The sequence below is a fragment of the Streptomyces sp. SDT5-1 genome, from assembly GCF_052245995.1.
In the GTDB taxonomy this organism is placed as follows: Bacteria; Actinomycetota; Actinomycetes; order Streptomycetales; family Streptomycetaceae; genus Streptomyces.
Genome location: NZ_CM125963.1, coordinates 8,178,948 through 8,199,892, shown reverse-complemented (window position 1 = coordinate 8,199,892; position 20,945 = coordinate 8,178,948). Strand labels below are relative to the sequence as shown.

The window sequence follows — 20,945 nt, the reverse complement described above, 5'->3', positions numbered from 1 at the left end:
CGGTCAGCGCCCGTACGCCGCCGCCTCCCGCGCCGCCGTCTGGAGGAGCGGCACCATCGCGTGGAGTTCCTCGCGGGGGGTGAGGACGACCGTGGCGCCGAGGGAGAGGGCCAGGCGTGGGGGGCCCGCGTCGGGGTCGGTCGTGGGGACGCAGGTCGCGATGGAGCGGACGCCGCGTTCGTTCTCCTCCTCGGCGTCCGCCCAGCCGCGGGCGCGGACGCGGCTCAGTTCGGCGCGGAGGTCGGCCGGGTCGCTGAGGGTGTTGGGGGCCGTGCGGGGCAGCGGGCCGGAGAGGAGTTGTTCCTGGTCGGACTCGGGGCGGGCGGCGACGAGGGCCTTGCCGAGGGATGTGGCGTGCCACGGGTTGCGGGTGCCTTCGTCGCTGCGGAGTTGCAGGTGCTGGCTGCCCTCGACGGAGCGGACGAGGAGGACCTGGTCGCCGTCGAGGATGCCCGCGATGACGACGAGTCCGGTGCGCTCCGCCAGCTGCCGCATGGGCTTCAGCAGGTGGTTGTATCCGGCGGGTGTGCGGTGGAAGCCGTGGGCGAGTTCCAGGGCGCGCAGCCCGAGGGCGTAGGTGCGCGCGCCGGGGTCGTGGACGACGAAGCCCTCCTCCGTCATCCGGGTGAGCAGGCGATGGGCGCTGCTGACCGGGAGTTCGGCGGCGCGGGCGGCGGCGCTGACGCCGAGGCCCTCGGGGTGCCGGGAGAGCGTGGTCAGCAGTCGAAGTCCACGGCCGAGCATGTCGTCGCCCACTGGTCACGCCCTCCCCACCTGCGGCTTTGTCGCCGGGTTGTCTGATCGTCGCTCGTGAAGCTTATGTGGTGTGCTCTACGTGGGCCGGTGCGGCTGCCGTTTCGAGTGCGGCGGGGCGCCGCACGAACGCCATCAGCGCCGCCGAGATCAGCGTGCCGATCGCCATGACGGCGAAGGCACCCATGTCACCGAGCGAGCTGCCGCGGATCCAGCCGACGAGGTACGTGCCGACGAACGAGCCGAGCGCGCCGAAGGAGTTGACGAGGGCGACGGCGGCGCCGGACACGTTCTTGGGCGCCTGGTCGGCGACGAGCGCGAAGTACGGACCGTAGGGCGCGTACAGGCACAGTCCGGAGACGACCAGGAGGACGAAGGACATCGCGAAGGAGGCGTGCGCGAGGTACGAGCCGTACAGCGTGAGGGCCGCGACGACGAGCCAGGGCCAGATCGCCAGGTCGCGGCGGCCGCCGCGGTCGGAGAGCTGGGAGTTGACGAGCATGGCGATGGAGGCGAAGAGGTAGGGGACGGCCGAGAGCAGACCGGTGGCGCCGATGCCCTGCCCGGACGCCTCCTTGATGATCGAGGGCAGCCAGAACACGAATCCGTACACGCCGATGGACCAGCAGAAGTACTGGGCCGCGAGGATGAGGACGGGGCGCGAGGAGAGGACCTTGCGGTACTCGGCGGTGCGGGCGACGGGGACGGTGGGCTCCTTGGCCAACTCCGTCTCCAGCGCGGCCCGTTCGTCCGCCGGAAGCCAGGTTGCCTCCGCCGGGTGATCCTTGATCATCTTGAGGCAGAGCAGCCCCCACAGCACGGCGGGCAGGCCCTCGATGATGAACATCTCGCGCCAGCTGGTGGCCTCGATGAGCAGTCCGGAGACGGCGGACAGCCACATCACGGTCACCGGATTGCCGAGGATCAGGAAGGTGTTGGCGCGACCGCGCTCGCGCTGGGTGAACCAGCGGCCGAGCAGCATCACCATGGACGGCATGACGGCGCCCTCGACCACGCCGAGCAGGAATCGCACGAGGACCAGCAGGGTCGGGCTGTGCAGCAGGCCCTGGACGGCGGCGAGCAGACCCCAGGCGATCGTCGAATACGCGACGAGGCGGCGGGCGCTGCGGCGCTCGGCGTAGATGGTGCCGGGGATCTGGAAGAAGAAGTATCCGAGGAAGAAGGAGGCGGCGACCAGCGCGTCCATGCCGCTGGACATGTGGAGGTCGTCGGCCATGCCGCCGGCCGAGCCGAGCGAGTAGTTCGACCGGTCCAGGTAGGCCAGCGAGTAGGTGACGAACGCGATCGGGATCATGTGCCTGGTCCTGGTCGACGACCAGAATCCGCTGCCGCGTGCGACGCGGGACGACGTCGCTGTCATCCGTCACACCTCCTGTTTTCCGGGATTGCTTTCCATGACAACTTTCCGTGACACGGAAAGTGTTCTGCGGGACGGAAAGACGTTAGGGTCGACGCGCCGCCAGGTCAACAGCCGTGGCGGATCCTCGATTTGCCGTGCTTCGGCGATGCCGTCAGGAAAGGTGCAGCCATGCCCACCCATGACAACCCGCACATGTCCGCACACACCGGCCCTCGCCCCGAGGCCCCCGACGTGCTCGTCCCGTGGCCGGACCTGGAGCGCGCGCACGGGCCGTGGCCCGAGGGTGTGCGGGTGCACGTCTGGGACGGCGTGGAGCCGATCGGTCTCGACGCGGATCAGCTGGCCCGGATCGGCTACTGGGTGATGCCGTACGCGACGCCCGAGGCCGCGAAGCTGCTGCCGGAGCTGTCGGGGCTGCGGGCCGTGCAGTCGCTGAGCGCGGGCGTCGAGAAGCTGCGGCCGCTGCTGCCCGAGGGCGTGGCGCTGCACAACGGCCGCGGGCTGCACGACGCGAGCGCCGCCGAGCACGCCCTCGCGCTGACGCTCGCCGCGCAGCGCGATCTGCCGCGCTGGGTGCGGGACCAGGACGGCGGCCGCTGGGATCCGCACTTCACGCGCTCCCTCGCGGACTCACGGGTGGCGATCGTGGGGTACGGATCGATCGGCGCGGCGCTCGAGCAGCGCCTGCTCGCGTGCGAGGCCACGGTCGTCCGGGTGGCCAGGCGCGCCCGGCCGGAGTCCGACGTGCACGCGGTCACGGACCTGCCGGAGCTGCTGCCGCACGTGGACATCGTGGTGCTGGTGCTGCCGGAGACCCCGGACACGGTGGGCCTGTTCGGCGCGGCCGAGCTCGCGGCGCTGCCGGACGACGCGCTCGTCGTCAACATCGGCCGGGGCCGCACCCTGGACACCGAGGCGCTGCTCGCCGAGACCCGGACGGGCCGGCTGCGCGCCGCGCTCGATGTCACGTCCCCCGAGCCACTGCCCGGCGACCATCCGCTGCGGGCGCTGCCGGGCGTGCTCATCACGCCGCACGTGGGTGGTGGCTCCGCGACGTTCCGGCCGCGCGCCGAGCGGCTGATCGTCGAACAGGTACGACGCTGGGCGGACGGCGAGCCGCTGGTCAACGCCATGGACTGACCGGAGGCACGCCCGAACCGTCCGTGACACCGACCGCCCCTGCGTGGTCGGTGTCACCCCGCTCCAAAGATACCCCCGGGGGTAAAGATGTTACGGTGAATTGCATACCCCCGGGGGTAACCGTCACGAGGTCATGCCCAGCCCTCGTCGAGGTCCCGTCGGGGTCCCCTTCGGAAGGAGCAGGACGTCGTGTTCTTCATCGACACCATCGAGCTGCCGGGTCTCGGCAATCGCAGCTACCTCGCCGGCGGCGCCGCCACCGCTGTGGTCGTCGACCCGCCGCGCGACATCGACCAGGTCATCGCGGCGGCGGCCCGGCGCGGCGTGCGGATCTCGCACGTCGTCGAGACGCACCTGCACAACGACTACGTCACCGGCGGCCTGGAGCTGGCGCGGACCACCGGCGCCTCCTACGTCGTCCCGGCCGGGGCGCGCGTCTCCTTCGACCGCGTCCCCGTCACGGACGGCGACACCCTCGACATCGACACCGGTCTCACCCTCGCCGCCGTGGCCACCCCCGGACACACCCCGCACCACACCACGTACGTGCTCGCGGAGCGGGGCGGGCCGGTCGCCGCGTTCACCGGTGGCTCCCTGCTCATCGGCACGGTCGGGCGGCCCGACCTGGTCGACCCGCGGCTCACGGAGGAGCTGGCGCGGGCCCAGCATGCCTCGGCGCGGCGGCTCGCCGACGCGCTGCCCGACGCGACCGCCGTGCTGCCCACGCACGGCTTCGGCAGCTTCTGTTCCTCCGCGCAGGCGGACGGCGACGCGACGACGATCGGGCAGGAGCGGACGACCAACGCGGCGCTCACCACCGACGTGGACACCTTCGTCGCCGGTCTGCTCGCGGACCTCGACGACATCCCGGCGTACTACGCCCACATGAGCCCGGCCAATGCCGAGGGGCCCGCACCCGTCGACCTCACGCCGCCCGAGCCGGCCGACCCGGAGGCCATCGCGTCGCGGCTCGCGGCCGGTGAGTGGGTCGTCGACCTGCGCAACCGGATCGCCTTCGCCGAGGGGCATGTCGCGGGTTCGCTCAACTTCGCGGCCGACGGCGGCCTCGCCACGTACCTCGCGTGGATGATCCCGTGGGGCAAGCCCGTCACGCTGCTCGCCGAGTCGGCGGAGCAACTGGCTGACGCGCAGCGTGAGTTGGTGCGCGTCGGCATCGACCGGCCCGCCGCCGCGGCCACCGGCGAGGTCGGCGACTGGCTGCGCGAGGGCGAGCGTCCTGCCGCCTTCGCGCGTGCCACCTTCGCGGACCTCGCGGGCGCGGACCGGGACGGCGTCGTCGTCCTCGACGTCCGCAGGGACAGCGAGCGTGCGGGTGGCTGGATCGAGGGCTCGGTGCACATCCCCGTCCACGAGGTGCATCGCCGGGTCGCCGAGGTGCCGGAGGGCACCGTGTGGGTGCACTGCGCGGGCGGCATGCGCGCGGCGATCGCGGCGTCGGTCCTGGACGCGAACGGCCGCGCGGTCGTCGCCGTCGACGACGGGTTCGACCGGGCGGCCGCCGCGGGCCTGACCGTCGTCACCGCCTGACCGGGCGCGCCAGGAAGGATCCGCACCATGTTCCGCTTCCGCAGCGGCGGGCGTCGCCTGTCCGTCGAGGAGTCCCGCGCCCGCACCGCGGGCCCCTCCCCCACTGCCGTCCTCCTTGACGTGCGCGAGGGGGACGAGTGGCGGGCCGGGCACGCGCCCGGTGCCGTGCACGCCCCGCTGTCCGGCCTGGTCGAGGGCGCCGCCCTGCCCGCCGCCGCGCGCGGCCTGCCGCTGGTGGTCGTGTGCCGCAGCGGCCGCCGCTCCCGGAGGGCCGCCGAGCTGCTGGCCCGCGCCGGCGTCGATGCCGTGGACGTCGTGGGTGGCATGTCCGCCTGGGCCGCCGCGGGGTTCCCGGTCGTCGACGCGCGGGGGAACGGCGGCACGGTCGCGTGAGCACCCTCATCCTCGCGCTCGCCGCGGGCGCCGTCATCGGTGTGGCGCTCGGCGCGCTCGGGGGCGGTGGCAGTGTGCTCGCCGTCCCCGCCCTGCTCTATCTGCTGGACTTCTCCCCCGCCGCGGCCACCACCGCGAGCCTGATCATCGTCACCGCGACGTCCGCGACGGCGCTGTTCGCGCACGCCCGCGACGGGAACGTGGCCTGGCGCACGGGCGCGCTGTTCGCCGCCGCGGGGATCGTCCCCGCGTACGCGACGGGGCTCGCGTCGGCGCATGTGCCGGCGGCCCTGCTCACCGTCGCGTTCTCCGTCGTCGCGGCGCTCGCCGCGCTCCGGATGCTGCGCCCGGCCGCCGGTGACCCGCTGGGCGGCGTCCGTCCGGTGCGGGCGGCGGGCGCCGGGGCCGGGCTCGGTGCGGTGACCGGGTTCCTCGGTGTCGGCGGCGGCTTCCTCGCCGTGCCCGCGCTCGTCGGTGTGCTCGGCCTGAGGATGCGGCGGGCGGTCGGCACCAGCCTGCTGGTCATCGTCGTGAACTCGCTGGCCGCCCTCGCGGCCCGCTCCGGCGGCGGCGAGCTGCGCTGGGAGGTCGTCGCCCCGTTCGCGGGGGCCGCGGTCCTCGGCGCGTGGGACGGCAAGCGGCTCGCCGCCCGCGTCACGGGGAACACCCTGCAACGCGTCTTCGCCTGGGTCCTGCTGGCGGTGGCGGCGTTCATGCTCGTCGACGCGGTGGTGTGACCGCCCGGCCCGGCCTCAGCCGTCGAGCCCCGAGTTCAGGAGCCGCCCGAGGGGCCCGCGGGCGGCGATCAGCGCGAGGCCGATCCCGATGCCGCACACAGCGGTGATGGTGAAGTACGACGCGTTGTCGATGGCGGTGAACAGCTGGCCGAGCAGCCCCGCGAGGGACGAACCGAGGGCCAGGGTCAGGAAGTTGAGGCCGACCATCTGCGAGCGGAAGGTGCCGGGCCCGATGCGGGTGGCCAGCGAGAGACCGATGGGTCCGACGAACACCTCCGAGGAGCCGGCCGCCGCCATGAACACCAGGATCAGGAGCAGCGGGATCTCCGCGTTCCCGGTGGCCTCGGACAGGATCAGCAGGAACAGATAGGCGCAGCCGATCTGGGTCAGGCCGATGGCCACCTTGGTGACGGGCCCTGGTTGGCGGTCGCCGAGGCGGGTCCACAGGCGGGCGATCAGGGGTGTGATGAGCACGGCCGCGAGCGGGCTGACCGTGGTGATCCATGCGACGGGGAAGGTCCAGGCGCCGATGTGCAGGTCGATGCGCTCGGTGATGAGGATCGAGATGGCGGTGAACTTCTGGAAGAGGAAGCCGAAGTAGACGCCGGAGGCGAGGAACAGCGGCAGATAGCCGAGCACGCGGCGCCGCTCGTCCCGGCTGACGGCCTTCGACGTGGTCATGGTCAGGAAGTACACCGCCGCCGCGACGAGCGCGGTCACGGTCACCACGGTCGACAGGTTCTCCGCGCGCAGCAGCCCGGCGCCGACGGCGCCGCCCACCACGGCGAGGAAGCCGAGGGCCACGAGCGCGGCCAGGGGCCTGCGGCCGGCGGGGAGCGGGTTGTTGACGGTGTGCGCCCGCGCGGGCAGGTGCTTCATGGACACGAGGTACTGGACCAGGGCCCCCGCCATGCCGATGGCGGCGAGGCCGAACCCGTAGTGGAAGCCCAGTTCGTTCTGGGCGAGGCCCGTGGTGAGCGGGCCGACCACCGCGCCGATGTTGATGGCCATGTAGAAGTACGTGAATCCGGCGTCGCGGTAGCGCTCGTCGGGGTGCTGGTCGAGGACGAACCCGACGATCGAGGTGATGTTCGTCTTGAGCGCGCCGGTGCCGAGCACGATGCACACCAGGCCGACCGCGAGCCCCGTCAGGCCGGGCGCGAAGGCGAGCACGACGTGTCCCGCGGTGATGACCACGGCCCCGTACAGCACCATGTTCCGCGGGCTGACGAGGCGGTCGCCGAGCCACGAGCCGAGGATCTGGGACAGGTACACGGCGCCGCCGTACGCGCCGACGATGCCGGAGGCCACCGCCGGGTCGAGGGCGAGTCCGCCGTCGGCCACCTTGTAGAGCAGGTAGAAGGAGAGGATGCCTTGCAGGCCGTAGAACGAGTAGCGCTCCCACAGCTCGGTGAAGGCCATGCTCCACAGGCCGCGGCGCAGTCCGCGTGTGTCACCCTCGTGCGTTCCGGCGTGACGTGACGTGTCGGGTACGGGAGTCGTCTTCATTCGCTGAGTCCTGCCAATCGGGAGCCGACGCGGGCGATGAGCGAGGTGTTCCGGGAGTGCCGCCGCTCCTCCCAGTGGTCGGCGACGCCGAACAGCCGGTACATCGCGTGCACACCGATCCAGCGCAGCGGTTCGGGTTCCCAGCGGCCGGAGTCGTGGTCGTTCCACGGCAGCCGTGTCAGCTCGGTGTCCCGGCCTTCGGCGCGGTCGAGGAGGGTGCGGGCGGCGAGCTGGGTGGCGGTGACACCGTGTCCCGCGAAGCCGCGGACGACGCCGATGCGGGTGGCGGGGTCGAAGGTGACTCCGGCGCACCAGTCGCGGGTGACACCGATGGCGCCGCGCCAGGCGTGCTCGACGGCGAACGGGACGTCGGGGAAGAAGAGCCGCAGCCGTTCGCTCAGGGTGCGCACGGTGCGGGCGTCGACGCGGCCCTCGCCGGGTGTTCCGGAGTTGTACGCGTACGGGGTGCCGCGGCCGCCGATGGCGATGCGGCCGTCCTCGGTGCGCTGGGCGTAGACGAAGGTGTGCGCGGCGTCGCCGAGGCACTCCCTGCCCTCCCAGCCGATCCGCTCCCACACCGCGTCGGGCAGCGGATCGGTCACGATCATCGAGGAGTTGACGGGGATGACCTCGCGGGCGCCGAGCGCGGGGACGTCGCTGTCGACCTGTGCCGAGTACGCCTCGAGGCACGTCAGGACGGTCGTGCCTCGTACGGTTCCGCGTTGGGTGGTGACGGCGCCGGGGTCGATGCGGGTGGCCCTGGTGTGCTCCAGGATGCGCACGCCCTTGGCGGTGACGACGTCGGCGAGGCCGTGGACGAGGTTGGCGGGGTCGACGCGTGCGGTGGTGCGGGTGTGCAGGCCGCCGAGTGCGGGGGCGACGGCGATGCGCCGCTTCACCGCGTCGGCGTCGAGGAGTTCGAGGTCGTCGGCCCGACAGCCGTTGGCGAGGTCGGCGGCGTAGGTGAGTTCGAGGCGCTTCAGGGCTGCGGGCGTGGTGGCGACGCGCAGGTGGCCGCCGCGCCGCTGGTCGGCCTTGATGCCTTCTTCGTCGAGGATGCGCAGGACGTCGTCGACGGCGCCGTCCATGGCGCGCTGGAACGCGGCGACGGCGGCCCTGCCGTCCTGGCCCCGCCGGCGCGCGGCCTTCGCGTAGACGGCGCGGTTGCCCGGGATGAGCGGGGAGAGCCAGCCGCCGTTGCGGCCCGAGGCGCCGTAGCCGACCTGTTCGGCCTCGATGACGGTGATCTTCGCGGTGGGGTGTCGCAGGGCGGCGTGGTAGGCGGTCCAGAGCCCGGTGAGACCGCCGCCGACGATGACGAAGTCCTGCGTCTCCTCCGGTAGTTGACCGTCGCGTTCGGGCGGGACACCCGCGGTGCGCGCTGCCTGTATCCAGTGTGATGTCTCGCCGTTGCGGTAGGCGGCCATCGCTCACTCCTTCGTGCGCGTTCGGGTCTTCAGTAGGTGGGGGGCGCCATGGCCCACAGGACTCTCGCCTCGTCGGCGCCTGTGGCCTCGGCGACGCGGTGCGGGTCGCTGCTGTGGTAGTGGATGGAGTCGAGGGCGGAGAGCCGGTGGTGCCGGCCGCGCACCCACACGTCGACCTCGCCGGTGAGGACGAGCAGCAACTCCTCGGAGCTGCCGTGGGTGTAGGGCTCGACACCCGTGGAGCCTCCGGCGGCGAAATGGCCGAGGAGGACTTCGAGGTGGTCGAAGGTGCCGGGCGTGAGCTTGATCTTCGTGGCGCCCTCGCCGAAGGACATGCCGTGTGTGTCCCGGAACCGCAGCACGGGGCCGGCCGCGCTCTGGTCGAACAGGTCACCCACCGTCAGTTTGAGTACCTCGCACAGCAGTTGAAGGGTGCGCACGCTCGCGTTCGCCTGGTCGCGCTCGACCTGCGAGAGGTACCCCTCCGTGAGCCCGGTCCGCTCGGCCACTTCCTTCAGGGTCAGCTGGAGGGCCTTGCGGCGCCGCCGCAGCCGTGCACCGACCTCGGCCGCGGGGCCGGAGTGATCGTTCGCCATGGCCGGAACCTAACAAGGCTTGTCGCGGACAACAATGGGTTGTGGCGTCATCAATTTTTTCTTTACTGGGCAGACCGAACGCCGTGCACACCACGCCCTACAGGGCGGAGCTAGGGTGGCCCGCATGGAGATCGGAAAGCCCAGCAGGACCGCGCTCGCCGTCGCGCGGGCGAGGGCGCAGCATCAGCTCGCCGACGAGCCCCGGGTGTTCAGCGATCCGTACGCCGTGCGGATCGTCGGCGATGCGGGCGCGGGCGAGTTCGACGCGGGGCTCGATCCGGAGCTGGTGCGTCGGCGGCGGCTGTGGATCGCCGCGCGCAGCCGCTTCGCCGACGACACCGTGGCCGAGGCCGTGGCCGCGGGGTGTCGGCAGGTGGTGGTGCTCGGCGCGGGCCTCGACACGTCCGCTCTCCGCAACACCCGCCCCGACGTCCGGTTCTTTGAAGTCGATCACCCCGATACGCAGGCGTGGAAGCGGCACCGGCTGGCGGAGGCCGGGATCGAGGTGCCACCGACGCTGACGTTCGCGCCGGTCGACTTCGAGTCCGGCACCCTCGCCGACGGGCTCGCGGTGGCGGGCTTCGAGCGGGGTCGTGCGACGGCGTTCCTGATGCTCGGCGTCGCGATGTATCTGACGCTCCCGTCGCTCACCGCCACGTGGCGTTTCGTCGTCGGCCAGGGCGCCGGGTCGGTCCTGGTCATGGACTATCTCCATCCGGCGGCCGGGGATGCGGCCCCGTCCCTCGACGAGCGGGCGAAGCGGGTCGCGGCCGCCGGCGAGCCGTGGCTGTCGTCGTTCACGGCGGACGAGCTGTGCGCGAAGCTGACCGCGGCCGGCTTCGCCACGGTCGACGACCGCTCCGCCGCCGACGTCCTGGGCGACTACGTGGGCAGGGCCGTCACGGACTCGCTGGGGTCCGGGCGCCTGGCGCGCGCCACCGTCGGCCGAGACGTGTCCCGGCGGAAGCTGAGCGTGCGGTAGAGCGTGGCCGCTCCGGCCAGTTCGGCGCAGGCCCGGGACGCGGCCGTCGTGCGGTGCGGGCAGGCCGGATCTCGGGCGTCGAGCAGGATGCCGAGCGTGGTTCCGCTGTGCCCGGCCACGACGCCGAGCCCGCCCACGTCGCGGCAGATGTCCCGCATCGGGTCGAGCCACCGCTTGGGGTTCACCGCCTGGTTGCGGACCGCGCTGCGGGTCGCGATGTCACCGACCGCGGGCAGGTCACCGTCCCGTACGGCGAGGGTGAGCCGGTCGAGGAGCCGGGCGTACGCGCGGCGGTCGGCGTCGGTGAACGGCTTCGGCGCCCGGTTGAAGTCGACGGTGTCGACGGTCCCGCCCTCGTCGACCCCCACCACCGTCATCCTCGGCAGCGAGCCGAGCGTGGCGCGCAGTCGCACCGACCGGTGGTGGTAGGCGACGATCGCCGGGTAGAGCACGCCGTCGGTGGGTTCGATGCGGGCCAGGTAGCGCTCGATCCGGCGCGGCGGCATCGGCACCCCGAGTGCCCGTCCCACCGCCCGCGCCGTGGCGACGAGATCGGCGGACGAGCTGGCCAGACCCTTGCCCTCGGGGATCGCGCTGCGCACGGTGAGCAGTCCGCCCGCGGGCCGCCCGGCATCGGCGCAGATCATCCGCACGAGGCGCAGCGCCTTGGTCTTGTGCGCGGGCCACACCTGCGGTTCGGTGCGCCGCGGGTCCGGGTGGAAGACGACCCGGGTCCAGCACGCGACGGGCAGCGTGACGAGGAAGTCGCCGTCGTCCTCGGGCAGTTCGCCCTGGAGGAGTTCGCCGAAGGTCCCGAAGGCGGTGCCCGCGCCGACCGGCCCCGGCGGCGCGGGGAACAGCGACGACTCCACCGCTTCATCGATCGACTTCACACAGGTCCTCTCGCCTCGGCTCACGTCGCCCGCCACACTATCGCAATTGACAATCGTTTTCGTTTGATGCTTCTCTCTCCCCAGTCAGAGCTGAGCCAGGGGAAGGGTTCACCATGGACGAACACATAGCGGAAGCCGTCAAGGAGCCCCATCTCATAGGGCTCGAAGGGGACTTGACCTGTCTGCGCTTCGAGTCGATGAAGATCTACTCCGCGCTCGGCGCGGTGCGCCACCTGCTGGAGCGGGGGATGGTCGAGCCGGGTGACACCCTCATCGACAGCTCCAGCGGCATCTACGCCCATGCCCTCGCCCTCGCGTGTCATCGCTACGGGCTGAAGTGTCACATCGTCGGCTCCACAACCGTCGACCGCACCCTGCGCGTCCAGTTGGAGATCCTGGGCGCCACCCTCGAACAGGTGCGACCCTCGCGGAACCTCCGGCTCGACCAGGAGCTGCGGGTGCGCCGCGTCGGGGAGATCCTCGCCGCGAACCCCTCGTACCACTGGATGCGGCAGTACCACGACGAGATCCACTACTACGGCTACCGGGCCGTCGCCACCACGCTCGACAAGGAACTGCCCGCCGGCCCCGTGACGTTGACCGGTGGTGTCGGATCCGGCGCCTCCACTGGTGCCCTCGCCACGTTCCTGCGGGAGGCGGGACGTCCGGTGCGGCTCGTCGGTGTGCAGCCCTTCGGCAGTGTCACGTTCGGCTCCGAGCACGTCTCCGACCCGGACATGATCATCGCCGGTATCGGCAGCGCCATCGAGTTCCGCAACGTCCGGCACGCGCTGTACGACCGCGTCCACTGGATCGACTTCGACTCCGCCGTCTCGGGCGCGGTCGACCTGCTGCGGACGAGCGGGATCTTCGCCGGGCTCTCCGCGGGCGCCGCGTACCTGGCCTCCCGCTGGGAGCGCGAGCGGTCCGAGCGGGGCCCGCACCACGTCTTCATCGCCGCCGACACCGGCCACCGCTACGTGGAGAGCGCCTACGCCGAGCATCGCCGTGCGCGGCCCGTGGCCGACCTCGCCCCGCGCGAGATCGGCTCGCTCGACGAACTGAGCCTGCCGTGGTCGGCGATGCACTGGTCCCACGCCCCGGCGCCCAGCACCGAGCCCGACACCGCCGCCGCCTGACACACCATCCACCCCGCGCACACCCCCGTAGAACACTCACAAGAAAGAACCCTCATGTCTCACCAGGCGCCGCACACGGTGGCCGAACTGACCGATGCCGTACTGGCCGGGGCCCTGGGCCCCGACCCGAAGGACACGAGCGTCACCAGCGCCTTCTGGCTCTACCACACCACCCGCCTGGCCGGCGGGCCCGTGACCTACCACAACCACTATCTGCTGCTGCGGTCCGGCGCCTCCTTCGGCGCCTGCTCCTTCGAGGCCGGCGAACTCACCCCGGACTTCTGCGAGAACGCCTCCGGGCACTCCCTCGACACACTCCTGCGCAGCGAGTCCACGCCGGTGCGGATCGCCGCGCTCGACGCGTATCTCGCGCTCGCCGCGCCGCACCGCGACGCGAACGCCGAGACCGTCACCCTGCCCGCGGGCACACCGGAGGTACGGGCGCGGGCGCGCGACGCGGCCATCGCCGGGCTCCTGGACATCGAACCCGGCGCGAAGGTGGCGCTCATCGGCGTCGTCAATCCGCTCGTCGCGGCGATCCGCGAGCGCGGCGGCGAGTGTCTGCCGTGCGACCTCAACCTCCAGACCACGCAGTGGGGCGACCATGTCACCGACGACATGACCGAGGTCCTGGAGAAGGCCGACGCGGTCGTCGCCACCGGCATGACCCTCGGCAACGGCAGCTTCGACCTCATCCTCGGGCACTGCCGCGACCAGGGCGTCCCCCTGGTGGTGTACGCACAGAGCGGCAGCGCGGTGGCCCGCGCGTTCCTGGGCTCGGGCGTCACCGCGCTCAACGCGGAACCCTTCACGTTCTCGCAGTTCAGCGCCGACGAGACCCCGATGTACCGGTACCGCGCCGGGGCCGCCGCGTGAGCGCGGACACCACCCACTCCGTGACCGAGCGGGACGGTTCGGGCGGCGATCCGGTGCCCGGCGACCTGGCCATGACGCGGGCGCTCTGGCCGCTGCTGCTCGCCTCCGCCGTGGGCCTGCTGCCGTTCACGGTGTTCAGTACGTATCTGGTGCCCATCGCCGACGCGGCGGAACGGGACGTCGCCACCGTGGGCGGTCTGCGCGGGCTCGGCGGCGTCGCCGCGCTCGCCGTGGGCATGGCGCTCGCGCCGCTGATCGACCGGGTGCCCAGGACCTGGGTCGCCTCCGCGGGGCTCGGACTGCTCGGCGTCGCCGCGCTCCTCGGCGCGAGCGGGAGCTTCCTGCTGCTCGCCGCCTTCTGTCTGCTGACCGGCGCGGCGACGGCCGTGCTCAATCCGGCGCTCGCCGCCGCGGCCGCCGACCGGTTCGGCGGCGGCAGGGCGGCGGGGCGGGCCGCCACGCTCGTCTCCGCCACCACGTCGATGACCGCGATGCTCGCCGCGCCGCTGATCGCGCTGCCCGCGATGCTGTGGGGCTGGCAGGGCGACCTCGCCGCCGTCGCCTGCCTGTCGGCGCTGCTGGCCTGCGCGCTCCTGGTACGCGGCCGTCCCGACGCCGCGGTGCGCACCACGGAGCGCCGGCCCGGCTATTTCGCCTCGTTCCGGGTGCTCGCCGCCGTCCCGGGCGCGGTCCCGCTGCTCCTGGTGTCGGTGCTGCGCACGTCCGTCTTCATGGGCTACCTCGCGTACCTCGCGGCGTACTACGACGATCGGTTCGATCTGCACCCCGAAGTGTTCTCCCTGGTGTGGACGTTGAGCGGCGCCTCGTTCTTCGTCAGCAATCTGCTGACCGGGCGGGTCACCAACGCGGAGGGCTCGCGCGTCGCGACGGAGCGGCTCCTCGCCGTCGGTGTGGCGGTCGCCCTGGTGAGCGCGGTCGGGTTCTGGTTCACGCACTGGCTGCCGCTCGCCCTGCTGCTCACGTCGCTGCACGCGGCCGCGCACGCGGTCGTCGCGGCGTGCGCCGTCAGCCTGCTCGTACGGCGGTGCGGACCGCTGCGCGGCACCGCGCTGAGCCTCAACTCCGCGGGGCAGAGCCTCGGTGTGTTCGCCGGTGCGGCGCTCGGCGGGGCGGGGCTCGCGGTGGCCGGGTATCCGGGGATCGCCACCGCGTTCGGTGCTCTGCTCGCGGTGGCGCTCGCCGCGGCGTGGCTCGTGCTGCGGCGCGGCCCGGTCGAGGACGAGGTGTGATGCGTCGACTCGACTCCCCCGGCGGCCTGTTCGCCGTCTGCGCCGCCCTGTTCGGGGTGCTCGTCGTGTCCGTCGTCGTCGCCGTCGGGCTCGGTCCGGCGACGGTGGCACCCGGCGAGACCGCGCGCTATCTGTGGGCCGCGCTGAGCGGCGGGCGGATCGGGGCGGCGGAGGAGAGCACGTACCAGATCGTGTGGCAGATCCGGACGCCGCGTGTGCTGCTCGCCGCGCTTGTCGGCGCCGGTCTCAGCGCCGTCGGCGCGGCCGTCCAGGCGCTGGTGCGCAACGCGCTCGCCGATCCGTTCGTCCTCGGTGTGTCCTCCGGCGCTTCGGTGGGCGCGGTCGCCGTGAAGGTGAGCGGGGCGCTCGCCGCGCTCGGCATCTACGCGATGTCGGCGGGCGCATTCCTCGGCGCGGTGGCCGCGTCGGTCCTGGTGTACGCGGCGGCGTCCCGGCGGGGTGCGCTGTCGCCGCTGCGGCTCGTGCTGACCGGTGTGGCGATGGCGCTCGGGTTCCAGGCCGTGATGAGCGTGATCGTGTATCTGGCCCCGGACAGCGAGGCCACGTCGACCGTCCTGTACTGGACGATGGGCAGCTTCGGCGCCGCGACCTGGGGCGTCCTGCCGGTGGTCGCCGCGGCCGTGCTGCTCGGCACGCTGGCGCTGCACCGCGGCAGCCGCACCCTCGACGTCCTGGCGCTCGGCGACGAGACGGCCGGCAGCCTGGGGATCGGCCCCGACCGGCACCGCAAGGCGCTGTTGCTCGTGGTGTCGCTCGTGACGGGTGTGCTGGTGGCGGTCAGCGGTGCCATCAGCTTCGTCGGGCTCGTCATGCCGCACCTGGTGCGGATGGCGGTGGGTGCCTCGCACCGGCTCGTGCTCGCCGTCGCCCCGCTCGCGGGCGCCGTGTTCATGGTCTGGGTCGACCTGGCGTCACGCACCCTGGTCGCCCCGCGCGAACTGCCGCTCGGTGTCATCACCGCGCTGATCGGTGTGCCGGTCTTCATCGCGCTGATGCGGCGCAAGTCCTACATGTTCGGAGGGCGTTGAGCGGATGGATCTGGAACTCGACGGGCTGACCGTCGTCACCGACGGCGCCACGCTCGTGCGCGACCTCAACCTGCATGTCCCCGACGGCCGCGTGGTGGGGCTCGTCGGGCCGAACGGCAGCGGCAAGTCCACCGCCCTGCGGTGCGTGTACCGGGCGCTGCGGCCCACGGCGGGCGTCGTCCGGGTCGACGGTGACGACCTGAGCGGCCTGCCCCTGCGGGACTCGGCCCGCGCCGTCGCCGCGCTCACCCAGGACGGCACCGTCGACCTCGACTTCACGGTGTCCGAGGTCGTCGCCCTCGGCCGTACCCCGCACCTGAGGGGCAACCAACGACTCGGCCCGCACGAACGGGAGTTGTGCGAGCGGACCATGGCACGGCTCGGCATCGACCACCTCGCCGATCGCGGTGTGCTCACCCTGTCCGGCGGGGAGCGGCAGCGTGTCCTCGTGGCCCGCGCCCTCGTGCAGGAGCCGCGGGTCCTCGTCCTCGACGAACCGACGAACCACCTCGACATCCGCCACCAGGTCGACCTGCTCTCGCTGCTGCGCGGCGCAGGACTGACCGTCCTGGTGGTCCTGCACGACCTCAACCTGGCCGCCGCGGCCTGCGACCGGCTCGGCGTGCTCCGTCAGGGACGCCTGGTCGCGTCCGGCACCCCCAAGGACGTCCTCACGCCGGAGCTCGTCCAGGACGTGTTCGGCGTCGGCGCCAGCGTCGTACCGCACCCGCTGACCGGCGACCCGCAGTTGCTCTACACCCTCGCTCCGGCCCCGGAAGGAAGACCCCAGCCATGCCCGTGACCCGACACACCGTCTTCGGCTGCGCCCTCGCCGCCACCGCGCTGCTCACCACGGGGTGCGGCGCCGACATCGCGTCCGACGACCCGAAGGCGGCGGACCGCAGAACGACCGTCGCCCGCTGCGGGGAGAAGGTCGAGTACACCGTGCCGCGGCGCGCCGTCGCCTACGAGGCGGGCAGCGCGGACAAGCTGTTCGCGCTCGGCCTGACCGACCATGTGCACGGGTACGTGATGCCTCCGGCGAATCCGCCGGTGAGCGAGTCGCCGTGGGCGTCGGAGTACAAGAAGGTCCGGATGCTCAGCGACGACCTGCTCAACAAGGAGATCGTCGTCGACGCCAAGTCCGACTTCGTCGTCGCCGGCTGGGGTTCCGGATTCGCCGACGACCGCGGCATCACACCGGCGATCCTCGACAAGCTCGGCATCCAGAGCTTCATGCACACCGAGAGCTGCTTCAACTACCCCAAGTACCCCGAGAAGAAGGCGCCGTTCGAGGCGCTCCACACGGACCTCGAACGGCTCGGCCGGATCTTCCACGTCGAGAAGAGGGCCGCGAAGGTCGTCGCCGATCTCAAGAAGCGCGAGGCCGCCGTCGCGGCGAAGGCGCCCAAGGGCGAGGACGTGCCGGTGTTCCTCTACGACTCCGGGACCGACAAGCCGTTCACGGCGGGCAATCAGGTGCCGCCGAACGAGATCATCGCCAAGGCCGGCGGACGGAACGTGTTCGCCGGCCTCGACGAGCGGTGGACCGAGGTGAACTGGGAGTCGGTCGCCGAGGCCCGGCCGGAAGTCGTCATGATCCTCGACTACGGGGACAAGCCCGCCAAGGAGAAGATCGACTTCCTGAAGCGTTCGCCGCACACCCGCGAGCTGCCCGCCGTCAAGAACGACCGCTTCTTCGTCCTGGACTACAACGAGGGCATCTCGGGGCCCCGCAACGTCGACGGCCTGGAGAAGTTCGGCGCGTACCTGCGCGGACTGCGGCGCTGAGCCGGGCCCCGGGTTCCGCCCGGTGATGCTACGCCTTGCGGCCGACCCCGCCGAACATCGCGACCTCCGCGAGTTCCGCGGGGTCGTCCGTCTCCGGGCGCCAGCGGGTGCAGGAGACGACGCCCGGCTCCAGCAGTTCGAGCCCGTCGAAGAAGTCGGCAATCCGCTCCGGCGTGCGCTGGTTCAGCCGGGGTGTGCCGTTCTCGTTCCAGAACGCGACCGCCGCGTCGACGTCGGGCATGTCGGGCCGTGTGATGGTGTGCGACAGGACGAGGTGGCTGCCCGTCGGCAGGGCGTCGAGGAGCCTGCGCACGTACGCGTACGGGTCCTCCTCGTCGGCGACGAAGATGATGACGCCGAGCAGGATCAGCCCCACGGGGCGGGTCATGTCGAGGGTCCGCGCGGCCTGTTCGATGATCAGGTCGACGTCGCGCAGGTCCGCGTCGAGGTAGTCGGTGCGGCCCTCCGGTGTGCTGGTCAGCAGCGCCTGGGCGTGCCGCAGGACGATCGGGTCGTTGTCGACGTAGACGACCCGGGCGTCCGGGGCGATGCGTTGGGCGACCTCGTGGGTGTTGTCGACGGTGGGCAGACCGGTGCCTATGTCGAGGAACTGGCGTATCCCGACGTCCTCGGTCAGGTACCGCACGGCGCGGCCGAGGAAGGCGCGGTCCGCGCGGGCGTAGTCGGCGATGCCCGGGTGCAGCTCGCGGATCTGTTCGCCCGCGGCCCTGTCGACGGGGTAGTAGTCCTTGCCGCCCAGCCAGTAGTTCCAGATCCGGGCGGTGTGCGGCCTACTGGTGTCGATTCGGGTCCGCGGGTTGTCGGGCCGCGCGTTGTCGGTCACGAGATGCAACTCCCAGCACTGTGCGTTCGATCGGGAACGGGTTACTGCCCGATCCTGCCATCGACACACTCCCGCAGCAGATCCGCGTGCCCGCAGTGCCGCGCGTACTCCTCGATCCGGTGCACCAGCAGCTCGCGTACGGCGATGTCCGCCCTGCCGATCCGGGCCCCGAGGTCGGCGTGTGCGGCCAACGCGGCGTCGGTCGCGGCCTGTTCGCGCTCGAGGTCGGTGTACGCGGCGTCCACCGCGTCCTGCTCGCCGACGGCGCCGTCGAAGTCGGCATCCTTCGCCCCGTACAGCCGGGGCAGCGGTTCGCCCTCGGTGATCCAGTTGTGCCAGTCGCGTTCGGTCTCGGCGAGGTGGCGGAGGAGGCCGAGCAGCGACATGGTGGAGGGCGGAACGGATCGCCGGGCCAGCTGCTCCGAGCTCAGGCCCTCGCATTTCATCCGCAGGGTGATCCGGTAGTTCGTCAGGAAGTCCTGAAGGGTGGCGAGTTCGCCCTCCGGGCTGCTGTCGTTGTCACGCGGATCGGCGTCGGGGTCCGTCCACATGTCGGGGTACACGGTGGCCCGGGTCCAGCGCGCGGGTTCGTCGGTCATGGGTGCATGGTGGCCGGTGGCGGCGCGGGGCCGCCACCGATATTCGGCGGTGCGGGAGTTCAGAACGTGACGAGGACCTTGCCGAGGAGGCCGCCTGCCTCGAAGCGTTCATGGGCGGCGCGGATGTCGGCCACCGGGTAGCTGTCCGCGACGCGGACGCGGAGTTCGCCGGTGTCGACGAGCTCGGCGAGGTGGCTGAGGTCGGCCGCGCTCTCCTGCACGTAGCTCTTGCGCGCTCCGGGCACGTCGGGCAGCGGTTCGTCGGCGATCGACACATAGCGACCTCCCGCCGCGAGGGCGGCGGAGGCGTCGAGCCCCGCAGTGTCGAGGACGACGGCGTAGTGGTGGCGCGGCAGGTCGGCGGCGCGGTGCCAGACACGTTCGGCGCCCAACTCCACGGCTTCCGCCTCGTGTTCGGCTCGTGACACCAGACCATCGACGCGGGCGCCCGTGGCGCGGGCCAGCTGGACGGCCAGGCCGCCGACCGCCCCGGCGGCGCCGACGACCAGGATCCGCTCCCCCGCCGCCGCTTCCGCCGCGCGCAGGGCCTGCAGCGCGGTCACTCCGGCCAGCGGCAGCGCCGCCGCGTCGGCCAGGGGTACGGCGGTCGGTGCCGCGGTGACGAGGTGGCCGGGCAGGGCGACGAGCTCGGACCAGGTGCCGCGGCCCGTGGCGATCTGGGCGGACAGGGCGATGACCGCGTCGCCCACGTGATGTGCCGGGTCGTCGCTCGCCACCACGCGCCCGGAGAGGTCCCAGCCGAGCGTGGCGGGCAGCGGCGGTCCGACCTCCCAGGCGCGGGTCTTCCAGTCGACCGGGTTCAGGCTGGTGGCCGCGGTGCGGACGAGGACCTCACCGGCGGCCGGGACGGGCTCGGGGATGTCGGCGAGGGTCAGGACGTCGGGGCCGCCGTGGCGGTCGATCCGGATGGCGCGCATGATGGCAAAACCCTTCCAGGGGTGCGGAATTGATCCACGTGGCCGGAGGTCCGCCGGGCGGCGGCCCCGTGCTCACACCCGGAACGCTAAAGTCTCACATCGATGTCAGAGTCAAGCCGCGTCCAGGAGGAGCACATGCGGATCGGTGAGCTGTCCCGCAGGACGGGTGTCCACGAGCGGCTGCTGCGCTACTACGAGGAGCAGGGCCTGCTGCACCCCGTGCGGCGCCCCAGTGGCTACCGCGAGTACGCCGAGTCCGACGTGCACGTCGTGCGGCGCATCCGCGGCCTGCTCGCCGCGGGCCTGACCACGGCCACCATCGCCGCGATCCTGCCGTGCCTGCGCGAGGAGGACGAGCGCCTCGTGCCGACGTGCCCCGATCTCGTCGGCGACCTCCTCAGGGAGCGGGACCGCATCTCGCGCGCCATCGACGATCTGCGGTCCTCGCGTTCCGCGCTCGCCGACGTCATCGCCGCCGCCCCTGCCGACGTCGCCGAGCGCGCGCGGGCTGCCGTGGCCGCCGCGGGGTGAGTGTCACCCGGCCTGCGCGAGGGTCACCGTCCGGCCGCCGAGTGCCGCGGAGAAGCGGTCGGTGACCTCGGTGAGGGCCTCGGCCGACGGCTGGGCGACGGCCACCTGCCCGTCGTCGCCGACCGTGATGTCCCGGTCGAGGGTGAACCAGCCGGGCAGGATGTGGTGCGGCCCCATCGAGTTCAGGACGGGGCGCAGGCCGTAGTCGAGGGCCAGGACGTGCGCGGTGCTTCCGCCGGTCGCCAGAGGCAGCACGGTCTTCCCGGCGAGCGCGTACTGCGGGAGCAGGTCGAGGAGCGACTTCAGGAGTCCCGAGTAGGCGGCCTTGTAGATGGGTGTGCCGATGACGATGCCGTCGGCGCGCTCGAAGCGGGCGACGGCGTCGACGACGGCGGGGTGCCCGAACTGGGCGCCCAGCAGGGCGTCGGCCGGCAGGGTCCGCACCTGGAGCGACGTGACCTCGTGGCCGTGGCCGCGCAGCCGTTCGTCGAGGTGTTCCAGGAGCCGGGCGGTGCGGGACGTGGCGGAGGGGCTGCCGGAGACGGAGAGGATGGTGGCCATGGCGGGGC

22 protein-coding genes are annotated in these 20,945 nt (G+C 72.4%); 12 read left to right on the top strand and 10 right to left on the bottom strand.

Annotated elements, in window-relative coordinates; genetic code table 11:
* Positions 1 to 3: 3 nt before the first annotated feature.
* Both ACTWJ8_RS37780 and ACTWJ8_RS37775 read right to left on the bottom strand, forming a co-directional pair.
* On the bottom strand, positions 4 to 756 hold the full coding sequence (locus tag ACTWJ8_RS37780) for an IclR family transcriptional regulator (RefSeq protein ID WP_443261976.1): 753 nt from the start codon (positions 754 to 756) through the stop codon (positions 4 to 6).
* 61 nt (positions 757 to 817) lie between these two features.
* Positions 818 to 2,134 carry an MFS transporter gene (locus ACTWJ8_RS37775; RefSeq protein ID WP_443261975.1) on the bottom strand — a complete coding sequence of 439 codons (1,317 nt, stop codon included), beginning with the start codon at positions 2,132 to 2,134 and terminating at the stop codon, positions 818 to 820.
* A 168-nt stretch (positions 2,135 to 2,302) separates the two neighbouring features.
* Here ACTWJ8_RS37775 and ACTWJ8_RS37770 point away from each other — a divergent pair, with 168 nt between their 5' ends.
* The 4 genes from ACTWJ8_RS37770 to ACTWJ8_RS37755 all read left to right on the top strand — a co-directional run bounded on the left by ACTWJ8_RS37770 (position 2,303) and on the right by ACTWJ8_RS37755 (position 5,952).
* On the top strand, positions 2,303 to 3,274 hold the full coding sequence (locus tag ACTWJ8_RS37770) for a 2-hydroxyacid dehydrogenase (RefSeq protein WP_443261974.1): 972 nt from the start codon (positions 2,303 to 2,305) through the stop codon (positions 3,272 to 3,274).
* 189 nt (positions 3,275 to 3,463) lie between these two features.
* Entirely contained in the window at positions 3,464 to 4,822 is a 1,359-nt protein-coding gene (locus ACTWJ8_RS37765; RefSeq protein ID WP_443261973.1) for a rhodanese-like domain-containing protein, read from the top strand.
* 27 nt (positions 4,823 to 4,849) lie between these two features.
* Entirely contained in the window at positions 4,850 to 5,215 is a 366-nt protein-coding gene (locus tag ACTWJ8_RS37760) for a rhodanese-like domain-containing protein (protein ID WP_443261972.1), read from the top strand.
* Positions 5,212 to 5,952 carry a sulfite exporter TauE/SafE family protein gene (locus ACTWJ8_RS37755; protein ID WP_356372477.1) on the top strand — a complete coding sequence of 247 codons (741 nt, stop codon included), beginning with the start codon at positions 5,212 to 5,214 and terminating at the stop codon, positions 5,950 to 5,952. The genes ACTWJ8_RS37760 and ACTWJ8_RS37755 overlap by 4 nt, the downstream gene beginning before the upstream one ends.
* 15 nt (positions 5,953 to 5,967) lie before the next feature.
* Here ACTWJ8_RS37755 and ACTWJ8_RS37750 read toward each other — a convergent pair whose 3' ends face one another.
* Genes ACTWJ8_RS37750 through ACTWJ8_RS37740 form a run of 3 tightly spaced genes read right to left on the bottom strand, consistent with a single transcriptional unit; the run spans position 5,968 to position 9,484 of the window.
* Positions 5,968 to 7,461 (bottom strand): peptide MFS transporter, encoded by a 1,494-nt coding sequence (locus ACTWJ8_RS37750; protein WP_443261971.1) that lies wholly within the window; start codon positions 7,459 to 7,461, stop codon positions 5,968 to 5,970.
* Positions 7,458 to 8,888 carry an NAD(P)/FAD-dependent oxidoreductase gene (locus tag ACTWJ8_RS37745; RefSeq protein ID WP_443261970.1) on the bottom strand — a complete coding sequence of 477 codons (1,431 nt, stop codon included), beginning with the start codon at positions 8,886 to 8,888 and terminating at the stop codon, positions 7,458 to 7,460. Before ACTWJ8_RS37745 ends, ACTWJ8_RS37750 begins: the two co-directional genes overlap by 4 nt.
* Before the next feature lie 29 nt (positions 8,889 to 8,917).
* The gene (locus ACTWJ8_RS37740; RefSeq protein ID WP_356372483.1) at positions 8,918 to 9,484 is read right to left on the bottom strand and encodes a helix-turn-helix domain-containing protein; all 567 of its coding nucleotides are present in this window, start codon (positions 9,482 to 9,484) and stop codon (positions 8,918 to 8,920) included.
* A gap of 124 nt (positions 9,485 to 9,608) precedes the next feature.
* Between ACTWJ8_RS37740 and ACTWJ8_RS37735 the strand changes: the two genes are divergently transcribed.
* Positions 9,609 to 10,466, top strand: a complete 858-nt coding sequence (locus ACTWJ8_RS37735; protein ID WP_443261969.1) for a class I SAM-dependent methyltransferase — start codon at positions 9,609 to 9,611, stop codon at positions 10,464 to 10,466.
* On the opposite strand, the gene ACTWJ8_RS37730 is transcribed toward ACTWJ8_RS37735, so the two are convergent.
* Positions 10,367 to 11,350, bottom strand: a complete 984-nt coding sequence (locus tag ACTWJ8_RS37730; RefSeq protein WP_443265114.1) for a GHMP family kinase ATP-binding protein — start codon at positions 11,348 to 11,350, stop codon at positions 10,367 to 10,369. The two genes, ACTWJ8_RS37735 and ACTWJ8_RS37730, sit on opposite strands and share 100 nt — an antisense overlap.
* 122 nt (positions 11,351 to 11,472) lie before the next feature.
* On the opposite strand from ACTWJ8_RS37730, the gene ACTWJ8_RS37725 reads away from it, so the two are divergent.
* The 6 genes from ACTWJ8_RS37725 to ACTWJ8_RS37700 are packed head-to-tail and all read left to right on the top strand — an operon-like array spanning position 11,473 to position 17,464.
* On the top strand, positions 11,473 to 12,498 hold the full coding sequence (locus tag ACTWJ8_RS37725; protein WP_443261968.1) for a pyridoxal-phosphate dependent enzyme: 1,026 nt from the start codon (positions 11,473 to 11,475) through the stop codon (positions 12,496 to 12,498).
* Between the two features lie 54 nt (positions 12,499 to 12,552).
* On the top strand, positions 12,553 to 13,374 hold the full coding sequence (locus tag ACTWJ8_RS37720; protein ID WP_443261967.1) for a Rossmann-like domain-containing protein: 822 nt from the start codon (positions 12,553 to 12,555) through the stop codon (positions 13,372 to 13,374).
* Positions 13,371 to 14,624, top strand: coding sequence for an MFS transporter (locus ACTWJ8_RS37715; protein ID WP_443261966.1), 1,254 nt, complete (start codon positions 13,371 to 13,373; stop codon positions 14,622 to 14,624). Before ACTWJ8_RS37720 ends, ACTWJ8_RS37715 begins: the two co-directional genes overlap by 4 nt.
* Positions 14,624 to 15,673 carry a FecCD family ABC transporter permease gene (locus ACTWJ8_RS37710; protein WP_443261965.1) on the top strand — a complete coding sequence of 350 codons (1,050 nt, stop codon included), beginning with the start codon at positions 14,624 to 14,626 and terminating at the stop codon, positions 15,671 to 15,673. The genes ACTWJ8_RS37715 and ACTWJ8_RS37710 overlap by 1 nt, the downstream gene beginning before the upstream one ends.
* A gap of 4 nt (positions 15,674 to 15,677) precedes the next feature.
* Positions 15,678 to 16,475 carry an ABC transporter ATP-binding protein gene (locus ACTWJ8_RS37705; protein ID WP_443261964.1) on the top strand — a complete coding sequence of 266 codons (798 nt, stop codon included), beginning with the start codon at positions 15,678 to 15,680 and terminating at the stop codon, positions 16,473 to 16,475.
* Positions 16,466 to 17,464 (top strand): ABC transporter substrate-binding protein, encoded by a 999-nt coding sequence (locus ACTWJ8_RS37700; RefSeq protein WP_443261963.1) that lies wholly within the window; start codon positions 16,466 to 16,468, stop codon positions 17,462 to 17,464. The genes ACTWJ8_RS37705 and ACTWJ8_RS37700 overlap by 10 nt, the downstream gene beginning before the upstream one ends.
* A 28-nt stretch (positions 17,465 to 17,492) precedes the next feature.
* On the opposite strand, the gene ACTWJ8_RS37695 is transcribed toward ACTWJ8_RS37700, so the two are convergent.
* Genes ACTWJ8_RS37695 through ACTWJ8_RS37685 form a run of 3 tightly spaced genes read right to left on the bottom strand, consistent with a single transcriptional unit; the run spans position 17,493 to position 19,845 of the window.
* Complete coding sequence (locus ACTWJ8_RS37695) at positions 17,493 to 18,308, bottom strand: SAM-dependent methyltransferase (RefSeq protein WP_443261962.1); 816 nt, start codon at positions 18,306 to 18,308, stop codon at positions 17,493 to 17,495.
* Between the two features lie 41 nt (positions 18,309 to 18,349).
* Positions 18,350 to 18,907 carry a mycothiol transferase gene (locus ACTWJ8_RS37690; protein WP_443261961.1) on the bottom strand — a complete coding sequence of 186 codons (558 nt, stop codon included), beginning with the start codon at positions 18,905 to 18,907 and terminating at the stop codon, positions 18,350 to 18,352.
* A 59-nt stretch (positions 18,908 to 18,966) separates the two neighbouring features.
* Positions 18,967 to 19,845 (bottom strand): quinone oxidoreductase family protein, encoded by an 879-nt coding sequence (locus ACTWJ8_RS37685; RefSeq protein ID WP_443261960.1) that lies wholly within the window; start codon positions 19,843 to 19,845, stop codon positions 18,967 to 18,969.
* A 135-nt stretch (positions 19,846 to 19,980) separates the two neighbouring features.
* Between ACTWJ8_RS37685 and ACTWJ8_RS37680 the strand changes: the two genes are divergently transcribed.
* Complete coding sequence (locus ACTWJ8_RS37680; protein WP_443265112.1) at positions 19,981 to 20,376, top strand: MerR family transcriptional regulator; 396 nt, start codon at positions 19,981 to 19,983, stop codon at positions 20,374 to 20,376.
* A 3-nt stretch (positions 20,377 to 20,379) separates the two neighbouring features.
* Here the strand turns inward: ACTWJ8_RS37680 and ssuE are convergent, their stop codons facing one another.
* Positions 20,380 to 20,937, bottom strand: a complete 558-nt coding sequence (ssuE, locus tag ACTWJ8_RS37675; protein WP_443261959.1) for an NADPH-dependent FMN reductase — start codon at positions 20,935 to 20,937, stop codon at positions 20,380 to 20,382.
* Positions 20,938 to 20,945 lie beyond the last annotated feature (8 nt).

Bases quoted from the DNA above. Each gene is read 5' to 3' on its own strand.
- ACTWJ8_RS37775 (WP_443261975.1), bottom strand. From the start codon at position 2,134: ATGACAGCGACGTCGTCCCGCGTCGCACGCGGCAGCGGATTCTGGTCG.
- ACTWJ8_RS37770 (WP_443261974.1), top strand. From the start codon at position 2,303: ATGCCCACCCATGACAACCCGCACATGTCCGCACACACCGGCCCTCGC.
- ACTWJ8_RS37760 (WP_443261972.1), top strand. From the start codon at position 4,850: ATGTTCCGCTTCCGCAGCGGCGGGCGTCGCCTGTCCGTCGAGGAGTCC.
- ACTWJ8_RS37750 (WP_443261971.1), bottom strand. From the start codon at position 7,461: ATGAAGACGACTCCCGTACCCGACACGTCACGTCACGCCGGAACGCAC.
- ACTWJ8_RS37745 (WP_443261970.1), bottom strand. From the start codon at position 8,888: ATGGCCGCCTACCGCAACGGCGAGACATCACACTGGATACAGGCAGCG.
- ACTWJ8_RS37740 (WP_356372483.1), bottom strand. From the start codon at position 9,484: ATGGCGAACGATCACTCCGGCCCCGCGGCCGAGGTCGGTGCACGGCTG.
- ACTWJ8_RS37735 (WP_443261969.1), top strand. From the start codon at position 9,609: ATGGAGATCGGAAAGCCCAGCAGGACCGCGCTCGCCGTCGCGCGGGCG.
- ACTWJ8_RS37725 (WP_443261968.1), top strand. From the start codon at position 11,473: ATGGACGAACACATAGCGGAAGCCGTCAAGGAGCCCCATCTCATAGGG.
- ACTWJ8_RS37720 (WP_443261967.1), top strand. From the start codon at position 12,553: ATGTCTCACCAGGCGCCGCACACGGTGGCCGAACTGACCGATGCCGTA.
- ACTWJ8_RS37710 (WP_443261965.1), top strand. From the start codon at position 14,624: ATGCGTCGACTCGACTCCCCCGGCGGCCTGTTCGCCGTCTGCGCCGCC.
- ACTWJ8_RS37705 (WP_443261964.1), top strand. From the start codon at position 15,678: ATGGATCTGGAACTCGACGGGCTGACCGTCGTCACCGACGGCGCCACG.
- ACTWJ8_RS37700 (WP_443261963.1), top strand. From the start codon at position 16,466: ATGCCCGTGACCCGACACACCGTCTTCGGCTGCGCCCTCGCCGCCACC.
- ACTWJ8_RS37690 (WP_443261961.1), bottom strand. From the start codon at position 18,907: ATGACCGACGAACCCGCGCGCTGGACCCGGGCCACCGTGTACCCCGAC.
- ACTWJ8_RS37685 (WP_443261960.1), bottom strand. From the start codon at position 19,845: ATGCGCGCCATCCGGATCGACCGCCACGGCGGCCCCGACGTCCTGACC.
- ACTWJ8_RS37680 (WP_443265112.1), top strand. From the start codon at position 19,981: ATGCGGATCGGTGAGCTGTCCCGCAGGACGGGTGTCCACGAGCGGCTG.
- ssuE (WP_443261959.1), bottom strand. From the start codon at position 20,937: ATGGCCACCATCCTCTCCGTCTCCGGCAGCCCCTCCGCCACGTCCCGC.